Annotated in this window: 13 protein-coding genes and 1 pseudogene; 6 read left to right on the top strand and 8 right to left on the bottom strand. The window is 31.1% G+C overall.

The features are described from left to right. Positions 1-33 precede the first annotated feature (33 nt). From vvfC to FBF22_RS01075, 5 genes and pseudogenes are all read left to right on the top strand, one after another. Positions 34-3,582 (top strand): annotated as a pseudogene (gene vvfC / locus FBF22_RS08360) (autotransporter serine protease VvfC). Between the two features lie 80 nt (positions 3,583-3,662). Beyond that, entirely contained in the window at positions 3,663-4,691 is a 1,029-nt protein-coding gene (argC, locus tag FBF22_RS01060; RefSeq protein ID WP_002872933.1) for an N-acetyl-gamma-glutamyl-phosphate reductase, read from the top strand. A 9-nt stretch (positions 4,692-4,700) separates the two neighbouring features. After that, positions 4,701-5,147: an N-acetyltransferase gene (locus FBF22_RS01065; RefSeq protein ID WP_002860626.1), complete on the top strand. Its 447-nt coding sequence runs from the start codon at positions 4,701-4,703 to the stop codon at positions 5,145-5,147. Between the two features lie 3 nt (positions 5,148-5,150). Further along, positions 5,151-5,996, top strand: coding sequence for an acetylglutamate kinase (gene argB / locus FBF22_RS01070; protein WP_079263849.1), 846 nt, complete (start codon positions 5,151-5,153; stop codon positions 5,994-5,996). 3 nt (positions 5,997-5,999) lie between these two features. After that, on the top strand, positions 6,000-7,187 hold the full coding sequence (locus FBF22_RS01075) for an aspartate aminotransferase family protein (RefSeq protein WP_074485628.1): 1,188 nt from the start codon (positions 6,000-6,002) through the stop codon (positions 7,185-7,187). Positions 7,188-7,205: 18 nt separating this feature from the next. Here FBF22_RS01075 and FBF22_RS01080 read toward each other — a convergent pair whose 3' ends face one another. After that, complete coding sequence (locus FBF22_RS01080) at positions 7,206-7,835, bottom strand: protein-L-isoaspartate(D-aspartate) O-methyltransferase (RefSeq protein ID WP_002851780.1); 630 nt, start codon at positions 7,833-7,835, stop codon at positions 7,206-7,208. Positions 7,836-7,923: 88 nt separating this feature from the next. On the opposite strand from FBF22_RS01080, the gene FBF22_RS01085 reads away from it, so the two are divergent. Beyond that, on the top strand, positions 7,924-8,472 hold the full coding sequence (locus FBF22_RS01085) for a gamma carbonic anhydrase family protein (protein WP_002874478.1): 549 nt from the start codon (positions 7,924-7,926) through the stop codon (positions 8,470-8,472). Here FBF22_RS01085 and FBF22_RS01090 read toward each other — a convergent pair. The 7 genes from FBF22_RS01090 to FBF22_RS01120 form a co-directional block, all read right to left on the bottom strand. After that, on the bottom strand, positions 8,441-9,814 hold the full coding sequence (locus FBF22_RS01090; protein ID WP_079264876.1) for a nicotinate phosphoribosyltransferase: 1,374 nt from the start codon (positions 9,812-9,814) through the stop codon (positions 8,441-8,443). The two genes, FBF22_RS01085 and FBF22_RS01090, sit on opposite strands and share 32 nt — an antisense overlap. Beyond that, positions 9,801-10,823 carry a ribonucleotide-diphosphate reductase subunit beta gene (locus tag FBF22_RS01095; RefSeq protein ID WP_002892686.1) on the bottom strand — a complete coding sequence of 341 codons (1,023 nt, stop codon included), beginning with the start codon at positions 10,821-10,823 and terminating at the stop codon, positions 9,801-9,803. The genes FBF22_RS01090 and FBF22_RS01095 overlap by 14 nt, the downstream gene beginning before the upstream one ends. Positions 10,824-10,836: 13 nt before the next feature. Continuing rightward, positions 10,837-11,247 carry an RDD family protein gene (locus FBF22_RS01100; RefSeq protein WP_002851998.1) on the bottom strand — a complete coding sequence of 137 codons (411 nt, stop codon included), beginning with the start codon at positions 11,245-11,247 and terminating at the stop codon, positions 10,837-10,839. Then, complete coding sequence (pyrE, locus tag FBF22_RS01105; protein WP_002857434.1) at positions 11,248-11,856, bottom strand: orotate phosphoribosyltransferase; 609 nt, start codon at positions 11,854-11,856, stop codon at positions 11,248-11,250. Positions 11,857-11,858: 2 nt separating this feature from the next. Continuing rightward, positions 11,859-12,422 carry a ribosome recycling factor gene (frr, locus tag FBF22_RS01110; RefSeq protein WP_079254734.1) on the bottom strand — a complete coding sequence of 188 codons (564 nt, stop codon included), beginning with the start codon at positions 12,420-12,422 and terminating at the stop codon, positions 11,859-11,861. A 9-nt stretch (positions 12,423-12,431) separates the two neighbouring features. Further along, positions 12,432-12,803, bottom strand: coding sequence for a preprotein translocase subunit SecG (secG, locus tag FBF22_RS01115; RefSeq protein WP_002854650.1), 372 nt, complete (start codon positions 12,801-12,803; stop codon positions 12,432-12,434). A gap of 102 nt (positions 12,804-12,905) precedes the next feature. Then, complete coding sequence (locus tag FBF22_RS01120; protein ID WP_002851668.1) at positions 12,906-13,601, bottom strand: Bax inhibitor-1/YccA family protein; 696 nt, start codon at positions 13,599-13,601, stop codon at positions 12,906-12,908. Positions 13,602-13,637 lie beyond the last annotated feature (36 nt).

Consider the following 13,637-nt stretch of genomic DNA (forward strand, 5'->3'; position numbering starts at 1 on the left):
GCTAAAATTGCACTTAAAAATGAGGAGGGATTTATGAAACTAAAATTATCTTTTTGTACATTAATGGCATTTGGTTTTTCTAACTATCTTTTTGCTTCAGCTATTGATCCAAAGTTATTTTCAAGAATATCTTGATTTTGCCAGTAATAAAGGCAAATTTCAAGTAGGTCAAATTGGCTTTTAAATTTTAGCAAAAAATCCTAGTCAAAATATCTCTTTTAATGTGCCTATGATTGATTTTTCTACTTCAAATCGTGGAGGAAAATTCCAAGGAGAATTTACCAATATAGGATAATCTTATATAGTCAGCGCTTCTCATATGAGTACAAGTTTAAATACTGGGAAGTAAATAAAGGCTATGTGAAACAAGGTAGTGTTTTACACTTTGGAGGGGTAGCAAATAGAATCGTAAGCTCAAGTGATAATTTTACTTATAAAAAAGAAAATGTGGATTTTGCTGTTTTAAAAATGAGTAAGATTAGTCTCAATAAAAGTGCAAATTTGAGTAAAGATTTAAATCTTATTGAAAAAAATTCTGGCGATGGTGGAGATATTTATGAATATAAGGATCCATTTTGGGATAGTTGTCAAAGTGGAAAATGTGATTATTCAAAAGGTAAAGGCAAGCTTTTTGATAGTTCGCGTTATGAGTACTTTGCAAGAGAGGGAAGTGGTATTGTAGCTTTAGGTTTTGAAGATACAAATAAAGTACCCATTAAGATTTTTGATTCTAATGAAATCAATTTAGGAGGTTTTGTCAGTTTAACTCCTAAAAATACTGAAGATAAGCGTTTTAAGTTGCAATTTCTTAATTATACCAATGATAAAAGAAATCCTTTTACAAGTTCTTCAATATCCTGGGATTCTGGAAGTGGAGTTTATGTTTATGATAAGATTGATAAAAAATGGTATTTAGTAGGTGTAGTAAGTACGAGTAATTGTAATGCCCATTTTACTGATGGATATACTTGTTCACAGGTTGATTATGCTTTGATCAATCAAGTAAAGATCAATGAATTTCAAAATACTCATAAAATAGCCATAGGATCTGGAACTTATACACTTAGTAGCGAAGGTTTGATGAAAGATGATAAAAAAATAGAAAATGTAAGTTTGATTTCTGGGACTAATGCGGGTTATGTAAGTTATGAAAATGTTTTTGGTGATAAGGCTAAATATGATGATAGAATCAAAGAAATGCAAAATAGCAAGGATTTGTATTTTTCTCAAAATGGAAGTATAAATTTAAATAGCGATGTGGATTTAGGCGCTAGTGTTTTAAAATTTGAACAAAATTCACACTGGAAAATAACAGGCGATAAATGGCTTATACATGGCGGAATTTACGCTGATAAAGGTTCAAGTGTAGAATATAATGTTAAAACCAAAAAAGATGATTTTCTTTATAAAATGGGCGAAGGAGAGCTTATTGTCAAAAGTCAAAGTGTGGATGCAGGACTTAGAATGGGCGAGGGTAAGGTAAGTCTTGAAAGTGAAGGTTTAAGCTTTGGTGAAATTTATATGAATGGTGGAACTTTGGATCTATCGGGCTTAACATTAAAATTTGATCAAATTAAAGCTAACTCTAATAATGTTTTTATCACAAGCTCTAAAGCAGGGGCAAATTTAAATTTAGAAAACAAGCAAAATTATCTTTATCATGGCAATATTTTTTCAGATGAGGCCATAACAATTAGTGCTAATACAGATAAAGCTTTGATTTTTGATGGCAATATTTACAATAAAGAAGGTGTTTTTAAGGCAGAAAACGCCAAGTTAAATTTTCAAGGACATCCTAGCATACACGCTTATGTGAGCGAAAAACAAGCTAAAAAACTTCAAGAGCAAGGTTTAAGCGCTTTAACCAAACCTGTAAGTTTTGCACAAGAAGATTGGGAAGATAGGGTTTTTGTTTTAAAAGAGCTTAATTTAGATCAAAGCGAGTTTTATTTAGGGCGTAATGCAAGCTTAAAAGTAGAAAATCTTAATGCTAAAAATTCCAAAATAGAGCTTGGAAGTAAAAATTTGTGGATCGATGAAAAAGATGGGGAAAATATCACTGATAAAGTTCAAGATAGTTTTTATGGAGACGCTGCACAAACAGGAGTTGGTAAAGAAATGGGATTTGAGCAAAATCTTAAAAATACCCAAAATGCTAAGATAGAAAAGGTTTATTTTAGTGGAAATTTAAATCTTGATCATTCTGATGCTACTTTACAAAACATAGTTTTTAGCGGTAATATTAAAGGTGTTGATGATGCACAAAAAAATCTTGTAATCAAAGATTCTTTGTTTGAGTCTAATATACAAATGAGTAATATTCAAGCAGAAAAAAGTGCTATTTATGGGAAAGTTGATACAAACAGATTAAATGCAAATAATACAATATTTAAAATCAATGTGGATTTTGAAAATTCTAAAGCAGATTATATTAATTCTAAGGAAAGCACGCAAGGAGTAAATAATGCTTTAGTATTAAATTTTCTTAATAATCCTAGTAAAAAAGAGGGTTTAAATATATTACTAGCTAAAATAAACATTTAACAAAGGAATTTTTTACTATACCAAATGTGGAGCAAGGTTTTAGTACATATACTCCAAATGTTGTTTTTTCTTATAATGAAGAAAATTTTGCCCAGTGGAATTTAGAAAAAATTGATTCTAAAATTAAAGATGAGTATTTTTTTACTAATGATAATACTCAAGCTATTGCAAAAGCTAAATCTATACTTGCTCAAGCTACTTTAGGCTCCATGATAGAATGGAATAATATGCATAAAAGAATGGGAGAATTACGCAATAATCCTTATGAAAGTGGTGTATGGTTAAGAACTTTTGGAGGCGGTACGAGCGATGAGTATAATAGTGGAAAATACTTTGAAATTCAAAGCGGATATGATAAATTAAACGAGTATTCGAATTTCGAGCTTTACAGTGGAGTAATGATCAATTATACAAATATGAATTTAAGTGCTACTGATTTGAGTGCGAAATTAAATGGTTATGGAATAGGACAGTATTTTAGCTTCTTGTTTATGAAGGTTTTTATAGTGATTTTGTTTTAAGATATATTTATTATCAAAATGAAGTAAATGCAAATTTTATTCCAGGAAATCAAGGTAGATTAGATGATAATGATGGTTCGCATAATATTATCTTAAGTGCTGAGTTAGGTTATAGAAAAACTTATGATAAAATTTATCTTGAGCCGAGTTTGGAATTTATCAGTGGTTATGTAGAAGCTATGGATCTAAAAGGAGATATTGCTAGTTTAAAACGATCTTTTTATATTCCTTTAGTCGCAAAAACAGCATTTTTCATAGGAAGTCAAAATCAAAATTTAAATTTTAGAACAGGACTTGGTTTATATGCAGATCTGATTAAAACAGGAGATCAAATTTTAGAGGATCAAGCAAGTCAGAGAAGATATGAAGGAAAAAAGATCAAAGAATGTTTATAAATTTAGGAAGTGATTATAAGCTTAATGATAAAACACGCTTTAGTTTCGAATTTGAAAAGACATTTTTTGGCGATTTAAATGTGGATTGGAATGTAAATGCTAATTTAAGATATAGTTTTTAAATAAAAAATAATTTAAAAATTGTATTTTTATTTTAAGCTTTTTTGTTTATAATGCTTACTTTTACATTTAAAGGATAAAGATGAAAATAAAAGTTGGGATTTTAGGAGCGAGTGGTTATGCGGGCAATGAGCTTGTACGCATTTTGCTTAATCATCCCAAAGTTGAAATTTCTTATTTAGGTTCGAGTTCTAGCACGGGACAAAATTATCAAGATCTTTATCCGAATACCCCTTTAAATTTATGTTTTGAAAATAAAAATTTAGATGAACTTGAGCTTGATCTTTTGTTTTTGGCTACTCCGCATGAATTTAGTGCTAAGCTTTTAAATAAGAATTTGTTAAAAAAGATGAAAATCATTGATTTAAGTGCGGATTTTCGTCTTAAAAATCCTAAAGATTACGAGCTTTGGTATAAATTCACTCATCCTAATCAAGAGCTTTTGCAAAATGCAGTTTATGGACTTTGCGAGCTTTATAAAGAAGAGATAAAAAAAGCAAGTTTGGTGGCAAATCCAGGTTGCTATACCACCTGTTCTATCTTAAGTCTTTATCCGCTTTTTAAAGAAAAGATTATTGATTTTAACTCGGTTATTATTGATGCAAAAAGTGGAGTAAGTGGAGCAGGAAGAAGTGCAAAGGTGGAAAATCTTTTTTGTGAAGTTAATGAAAATATCAAAGCTTATAATTTAGCTTCGCACCGCCATACTCCTGAAATTGAAGAGCATTTAAGCTATGCGGCCAAAGAGAAAATCACTCTACAATTTACCCCTCATCTTGTGCCTATGCAAAGAGGAATTTTAATCAGTGCTTATGCAAATTTAAAAGAGGACTTGCAAGAACAAGATATACGCGATATTTATACAAAATACTATCAAAACAATAAATTCATAAGGCTTTTACCGCCGCAGTCGCTTCCGCAGACTCGGTGGGTTAAATCAAGCAATTTTGCGGATATAAATTTTAGTATAGATCAACGTACAAAGCGTGTTATTGTGCTTGGTGCTATTGATAATTTAATCAAAGGTGCAGCAGGACAAGCTGTTCAAAATATGAATTTAATGTTTGATTTTGATGAAGATGAAGGACTTAAATTCTTTGCAAATTTGTAAAGGATAAAAATGTTAATACGAGCTATGCAAAAAAGCGATTATGAAGCCGTTTATAAGCTTTGGTGTGAGATAAAAGGCTTTGGGATAAGAAGCATCGATGATAGCAAAGAAAATATAGAAAATTTTTTAGATAGAAACCCAAATCTTAGCGTTGTAGCAGTGATTGATGAAGAAATTGTAGGAAGCATACTTTGCGGGCATGATGGACGCACAGGGGGATTTTATCATGTATGTGTGCATAAAGATCATAGAAAAAAGGGTATAGCACACGAGATGACTAAATTTTGTCTTGAGGCCTTAAAAGCTCAAAAGATTAATAAAATCGCCTTAATCGCTTTTAAAAACAATGATTTAGGCAATGAGTTTTGGAAACATTATGGTTTTACTTTAAGAGAGGATGCGAATTATTACGATCTTTCTTTAAATGAGTATAATCAAACCAGCTTTAATGCTTAAGGAATGATCATGCAAAAATATTTAGAAAAAGCTAATGTCTTAATCGAAGCTTTGCCTTATATACGCAAATTTAATTCCAAGATTATACTTATAAAATATGGTGGATCAGCTATGGAAAATGAGGAGCTAAAGCATTGTGTGATGCAAGATATAGCTCTTTTAAAACTTGTGGGTTTAAATCCTATCATTGTACATGGTGGAGGAAAAGATATTTCTGCTATGTGTGAAAGATTGGGCGTAAAGAGTGAGTTTAAAAACGGTCTTAGGGTTAGTGATAAAGCCACTACTGAAGTAGCCAGTATGGTTTTAAATCATATCAATAAAAATTTAGTCCATAGTTTGCAAAATTTAGGAGTTAAAGCCATAGGGCTTTGTGGTAAAGATGGCGCGCTTTTAGAATGTGTGAAAAAAGATGAAAATTTAGCTTTTGTTGGCACGATACAAAAGGTAAATTCGAAAATTTTAGAAGAGCTTTTGGAAAAAGATTTTTTACCTATCATTGCTCCTATTGGCATGGATGAGAATTTTAATACTTATAATATCAACGCTGATGACGCAGCTTGTGCGATCGCTAAGGCTTTAAGGGCTGAAAAACTTGCTTTTTTAACTGATACTGCAGGGCTTTATGAGGATTTTAATGATAAAAATTCTTTAATTTCTAAAATCAGCCTTGAACAGGCTAAAATTTTAGCTCCTAAAATAGAAGGTGGTATGCATGTAAAATTAAAATCTTGCATTGATGCTTGTGAAAATGGAGTCAAAAAGGTACATATTTTAGATGGACGCGTGAAACATTCTTTGTTGCTTGAGTTTTTTACCGATGAAGGTATAGGCACTTTGGTGGGTTAAAGGATGAAAATGGATTATAAAGAACAAAGTCATATTATCCCTACCTATAAGCGTTTTGATATAGTTTTAGAAAAAGGGCAGGGGGTTTATCTTTTTGACGATAAGGCTAAAAAATATCTTGATTTTTCAAGTGGCATAGGTGTTTGTGCTTTAGGATATAATCATGCTAAATTTAATGCCAAAATCAAAGCTCAAGTGGATAAACTTTTACATACTAGCAATTTATATTATAATGAAAATATAGCTGCTGCAGCTAAAAATTTAGCCAAAGCTAGTGCTTTAGAGCGTGTTTTTTTTACAAATTCTGGTACAGAAAGTATAGAAGGAGCGATGAAAACAGCTAGAAAATACGCCTTTAACAAAGGCATTAAGAGTGGACAATTTATCGCTTTTAAGCATTCTTTTCATGGGCGTACTTTAGGGGCTTTATCGCTTACTGCTAATGAAAAATATCAAAAGCCTTTTAAGCCTTTAATTTCAGGGGTTAAATTTGCAAAATATAATGATATTTCAAGCGTTGAAAAACTGGTAAATGAAAAAACTTGTGCCATTATCTTAGAAAGCGTGCAAGGAGAAGGTGGGATAAATCCTGCAAATAAAGATTTTTACAAAGCCTTAAGAAAGCTTTGCGATGAAAAAGATATATTATTAATCGCTGATGAAATTCAATGTGGTATGGGTAGAAGTGGAAAATTTTTTGCCTATGAGCACGCACAAATTTTGCCTGATATCATGACTTCAGCGAAGGCCTTGGGTTGTGGGCTTAGTGTGGGTGCTTTTGTAATAAATCAAAAGGTAGCAAGCAATTCTTTAGAAGCGGGCGATCATGGTAGCACTTATGGGGGAAATCCTTTGGTTTGTGCAGGAGTGAATACAGTTTTTGAAATTTTTAAAGAAGAAAAAATTTTAGAAAATGTCAATAAACTCACGCCTTATTTAGAGCAAAGTTTAGATGAGTTGATCAAAGAATTTGATTTTTGTAAAAAACGCAAAGGTTTAGGGTTTATGCAAGGGCTGAGTCTTGATAAAAGTGTAAAAGTATTCAAGGTCATTCAAAAATGCCAAGAAAATGCACTTTTACTGATAAGTTGTGGAGAGAATGATTTGAGATTTTTACCTCCTTTAATTTTGCAAAAAGAACATATTGATGAAATGAGCGAAAAGTTAAGAAAGGCTCTAAAGAGTTTTTAATAAATTTTGTAAAAAAGTTTATTCTTTCCCATCTACTATAGGCACAAATAAACATTCTTCTAAAATTTCTTTTTGTAAATTTGTGCCATTTTTTCTAAGGCGTGTGATGAATTGTTTGCCATTGTGTAAAATAGGAGCAACTAAAATACCATCATCGCTTAATTGATCGAGTAAAATTTCAGGAATTTGTGTCGCATAAGCAGAAAATAAAATCCTATCATAAGGAGCATAATTTTTCCAGCCATTTTGTCCATCATCAAATTTTACATTGATATTAAAAAGTTCTAATTCTCTGAAAGTTTGAGCGGCTTTTTTGGCTAAATTTTCTATGCGTTCTATGGTAAAAACACGCCTTATGACTTTGCTTAAAATCGCAGCTTGATAGCCACTTCCACAACCTATCTCTAAAATACTATCAGCATTTTTAAAATCTAAAGCCATAGTCATTTTAGCTACAGTTAAAGGTGAACTAATCCATTGAGAATTTGCTAAAGGCAAAGCATCAAGGCGATAAGCATGGGCTTTTAAAGGAGAAAAAATTTCACGCGGAATTTGACAAAAAGCATTAAAAAGCTCTTCATTGATAAAAACTTTTTGTGCAATTTCTTCAGCCATATTTTGACATCTTTTTTGTTCAAATGCGTTCATTACTTCTCCTATAAATTTAAATAAAAATTGTAACTAAAAAAGTTGAAATAGAGTTAAACTTAGCTATACTTAAATAAAAAGGAAAAAAATGCTTATAAAATTTAAAAATCATAGTCCCAAACTAGGTCAAAATGTTTTTGTTGCAGAGGGCGCTAAAATCATAGGAGAAATAGAAATAGGAGATGAAAGTAGTATTTGGTTTAATTGTGTTTTAAGAGCCGATGTTAATTTTATAAAAATTGGCAAAAGAACCAATATTCAAGATCTTAGCACAGTTCATGTTTGGCATAGGGAATTTGATAAAAAAGGAAAGTTAAAAGATGCTGGTTTTCCTACGATAATAGGAGATGATGTAACTATAGGACATAATTGCGTTATCCATGCTTGTGTGATAAAAAATCGTGTTTTAATCGGAATGAATGCTGTTATCATGGATAGTGCTTTGATAGAAGAAGATAGCATAGTGGGTGCTGGAAGCGTTGTAACAAAGGGTAAAAAATTTCCGCCACGCTCTTTGATACTTGGAAATCCTGCAAAATTTGTGCGTGAATTAAATAATGAAGAAATAAACTTTCTAAAACAATCCGCTTTAAATTATGTGGATTTTAAAAACGAGTTTTTAAAAGATCTTCAGTGATATTTTGAAGTTTAGGCGAGAGTTTTACTTCAAATTTCACAAAACGATCAAGATCTAAAAAATTCTCATCGAGTTTTGAAATTTGCTCTTTTGTATAATCTTGAATAGTATTTAAAGATGACTTTTTAAGAAGTCTTTTTTCTTTGTAGACTAATTTTAAAAGTTCTTTGCGTTCTAAATTTTCATCTTGATTTGGGTTTTCGTCAAAAACATAAAGCTCATCAAAAAGGATTTTTTGCGTGTTTTTATCATAAACCCTAAAAAGCTTTTTAAAATGAGGTAGGGTTGATTTTTCGTTATTTTCGCTAATTTTGATTTTAGGTTTTATGCCTTGATCTTCTAAGGCTGCGAGTTTATAAACGCAACTAAAAATAGGGTCACTTGAAGCAGTGATCAATCTTTCGCCTACACCAAAGATATCAATAGGTGCATTTTGTTCTTTAAGTTTTTTAATGCTCCATTCATCAAGGGCGTTAGAAACTATGATTTTACATTTTTGAAGTCCTGCTTGATCAAGTTCTTGTCTGATTTTCAAACTCAACTCAAGTAAATTTCCAGAATCTATTCTCACGCCGCCTTCTTGAATATCAAATTCTTTAAAAACTTTAATCGCATTTTTAAGTCCGCTATTTAGACAATCATAAGTATCGATCAAAAAAATAGGATTTTTTGGATAAATTTTCACATAAGCTTTAAAAGCTTCAAGTTCATTTTCAAACATTTGCACCCAAGAATGTGCCATAGTTCCATTGATAGGGATATTATAAATTTTTCCTGCTAAAGTACAAGCACTTCCTATGCAACCTCCTATAAAAGCTGCTCTTGCTCCTTTTAAGGCTGCTTCACTTCCTTGTGCTCTGCGTGAACCAAATTCTAAAATTTTACTGTCTTTAGCTGCACGCACGATACGATTGGTTTTGGTAGCAATAAGGCTTTGGTGGTTTAAACTTAAAAGTAAAAAAGTTTCTAAAAGCTGTGCTTCTATGGTTGTAGCTTTAATACATAGCAAAGGTTCGTTTGGAAAAATCACTTCTCCTTCACGCATAGCATAAATTTCACCCTTAAATTTAAAGTTAGCTAAAAAATCTAAAAATTCTGTATCAAAAATACCTTGTTTTCTTAAAAATTCTATATCTTCTGCATCAAAACTCAAATTTTCAACAAAGTCTAAAATATCTTCAAGACCTGCAAAAATAGCAAAAGATCCTGAATCTGGAATTTTTCTAAAAAATATATCAAAATAACAAATTTGATCTTTTTTATTGTTTTTGAAATAGCCTTGAGACATTGTAAATTCATAAAAATCACAAAGCAAGGTTAAAGAAGTTTTAGAAGTCATCAAAGCTTATACTACCCTTAGAATAATTCGTTACTTTACTTTCAAAGAAATTGCTCTTTTGATCGTTAAATTTTGAAAAATCATCTACCCATTTAATAGGATGTTTTGCATTGTATAACTTATCTAAATTGATCGCGCTTAATCTTTGATCTACAAGATAATGGATATATTCTTCTATGATATCATCAGTAAAGCCCATGATTTGATTTTGAGTGATGTATTTACCCCATTTGATCTCAAGATCTCCAGCTTTTTTAAACATATCATAAATTTTATTGATATTTTCATCATGGAATAAATCAGGTCTTTCTTTGCGTACTGAATTGATCATATTTTGAAATAATAAAAGATGTGTGATTTCATCTCTTTGGATAAAGCGGATCATTTGTGCTGAACCTAGCATTTTTCCTGCACGTGCAAGTGCGTAAATGGCAGTAAAACCACTATAAAAATATACTCCTTCTAAAATTTGATTTGCCACCATAGCCAAAAGAAGTTTATTATCATCTACATCGCCTGCTAATTCTTCATAAATGCTTGAAATAAAGTCATTTTTTTCACGCAAAGTTTCATCATGCTTTTCCATTTCATAAATCAAATCTGTATTATCGCAAATCGCTTCTACCATAACAGCGTAAGATTTTGAATGGTTTGCCTCTTCATAAGCTTGGCGTGCCAAAACCGCATTGATTTCAGGAGCTGTGATGTAAGGGTTGATATTATCTGCTAAATTATTGGTTTGAAAACTATCCATAGAAATAAGCTGACTCCAAACCAAATCATACATTCTTTTTTCACCTACAGTTAAATTACAGCGATAATCAAGTGCATCTTTAGTTGTATCCACTTCTTTTGGAAACCAAGTATTTGCCTCCATTAAATCCCAAAGTTTTAAAGCCCAAGTATATTTTGCCTTAGTAAAATTTAAAATTCCATGTGGGTTACCATCAAAAACTTTACGATCTCCTAAGGTTTCGTTTGAACTTGGATTGTAAATTCTTTTTCTTTGCATTTTTAACCTTTCTTTATGCTTTAGTAGCTATACAACTTTGAGTTAAAATATCGTGTAAATTTAAACGATCTTTTCTTACAAAACTGACAAATAAACCAAAGAGTAAGCCAAAACTTATAATAAATATCACATATCTTAGTAAAATTCTAAGAAAACTTAGTTTCTTTCCCGTTTTTATATCAATAAGATATAAATCATATGCTTTAAGACCTGGGCTTTGTGCCTTTTTTGTTAAAAAAATAGCTTGAATCAAACCAAATAAAAAAGTACATAAAGTTGTGATAAAATGGTTGTTTAAAAAAGCTTCTTTAGAGCCTAATAGAAAATAAAATAAATACAAAATAGGAACATAAATAAGAAAAATATCTATAAGCAAAGCTCTAAATCTTAGCCATCTAGAGCTAATTTTTGCTTTAGTTTTCATTTAATTTCCACGGCTTCCTGGTTTTATAGCTTTACTCCCTTTTTTACAAAGTGGACAATTTGTTTCATCATAAATTTCAAATTCAAAATTTCCTAGAGTAAAGAGTGGTAAATTTTCAGGTAATTTCGCATTATCTTTTCTTGGAGATTTTAAATTTTCTACTGCACAAAAACCACGATTTGCCAATGCTGCAAAACCTACAACAATGCCACCTAAACTTTCAATGATTTTTGCACTCTCTAAAGCACTACCACCTGTAGTAATGATATCTTCACAAATTATAAATTTTTCACCCTTTTTCACCTCAAAACCACGTCTTAAAGTCATTTCTTTATTTACTCTTTCAGTGAAGATAAAACGTTTACTACAAGCTCTCGCAAGCTCATAACCTGCTAAAATTCCACCTAAAGCAGGAGAACAAATGCTATCAAATTCTATCTTATAGCTTGCAATAATCTTTGCAAGTTCGTCACAAAGTTTTGCTGCTAATTTTGGATTCTCTAAAACTTTTGCACTTTGAAGATAAAATTGCGAATGTTTACCTGAACTTAGTAAAAAATGGTCTTCTAAATAAGCACCACAATCTTTATAAATTTGCCCTAAATTCATCGTTAAACCTTTAAAAGTTCACTTTCTTTACTTTTTACACTCTCATCAATTTTTATTGTGTAGGCGTCGGTAAGTTTTTGCACTTCATCATAAGCTTTTTTTGCTTCATCTTCGCTTATTGCCTTATCTTTTTCTAGTTTTTTAACTGCATCGTTGGCATCTTTGCGTATATTTCTTATAGAAACTTTTGCCTTTTCACCCATAGCTTTAGCTTGCTTTACGTTTTCTTCTCTTTGCTCTCTAGTCATCGGAGGGAAAAATAATTTTACACTTTCGCCGTCATTGTTTGGATTTACACCGATATTTGCAGCTGCAATAGCACTTTCTATGGTTTTTAGTAAAGGTTTTTCCCAAGGAGTGATGCTAATAGTTGAAGCATCGCTTGCTAAAACAGTTGCTACTTGATTTAAAGGAGTTTGAGTTCCGTAATAATCCACTGTAATATGATCTAAAATATGGGTATTAACTTTTCCAGTTCTTAAAGTGGTGAAGTCTTTTTTTAAGGCTTCTAAAGATTTTTCACTTTGGGTTTTTTGTTTGTTAAAAATTTCACTTAGCATTATCATTTCCTTTAATTATTTACTTGAATTAACATCGCTTGGAAGTTGTGGTGCACTTGGAGCGATAGAATTTGTGTTTGGGGTAGCAGGCACAATAGGAGCGCTTGGAATAGTAGTGTTGTTGTTTTCTACTTTAATTTTCTCTGCTAGAGAGTCCTTGCTAGCTTTATTGTATAAATAACCAAGACCAATAGTATTTGCAATAAGTAAAATTCCCATGACAAAGGTAAATTTTGCCAAAAATCCAGCTGGTCCTTTGGCACCAAATAAACTTTCATTGCTTCCACTATAAGCTCCAAGTCCTATACTTGAACTTTTTTGAAGTAAAACTGCTATACAAATAACTACAACGATGATAAATTGCAAAATGATTAAAAGAGTGATCATTGAAAATTCCTAAAAGTTAATTTTTAAATGATTATTTTAACTAAATAAAACTTGAAAAGTTTTGAAACTTAAAAAGTTTTGTGAGAAAAATCCCACAAAAATTTATCTGCTATTGAAGCTTCTTAAGATATTAAGTAAAGATACGAAAAGATTAACAAAATCAAGATAAAGTGCTACTGCACCTTCGATTGGAGTTTCATAATTTCCGCGGATAATATTCTGCGTATCATAAAGAATGTAAAATGAAAATAATATTGCAGCTACTGCTGAAATAGCTAGATTAACTATACTACTTTGGAAGAAAAGGTTTAGTAAAGATGCTGCTACAATAACGATTAATACTATAAATAAAGCTTTACCCATAACGGTAAAATCTTTTTTTGTATTCATAGCAAATACACTAAGTCCTGCAAAAGCAACCGTTGTTAAAGCAAAAGCTTGAGCGATGATAATTCCTCCAGCTGGTAGAGCTAACACTGAAATAAGCAAAGGTGTAAGCGTTAAACCTGAGCAGAAAGTAAAACCAAAAAGCAAAACAAGATTTAATGGAGCCTCTCTTTTTTTCCATTGTAAAGCAAATAAAAGTCCGATTTCAACAGCAAAAAGGATCCAAAAAGTTACTTGTGATTGTATAAAAAATGATGCTAAAGCAAAAATTCCTACATACGCACCTACTGTTGCAGCTAATAATGAAGCAGCAAAAAGTTGATAAGTTTGTTTAATAAAAATACTTAATTCGCTTGAGCGTGTATTTTCAAATTCTTTTGATCTTGAGTAGTCTCTATCATAAAGACTCATAAAATTCTCCTTGCAAAATTGTTAGATTTTTTAAAA

Source organism: Campylobacter sp. CFSAN093260 (assembly GCF_012890095.1).
Classification (GTDB): domain Bacteria; phylum Campylobacterota; class Campylobacteria; order Campylobacterales; family Campylobacteraceae; genus Campylobacter_D; species Campylobacter_D jejuni.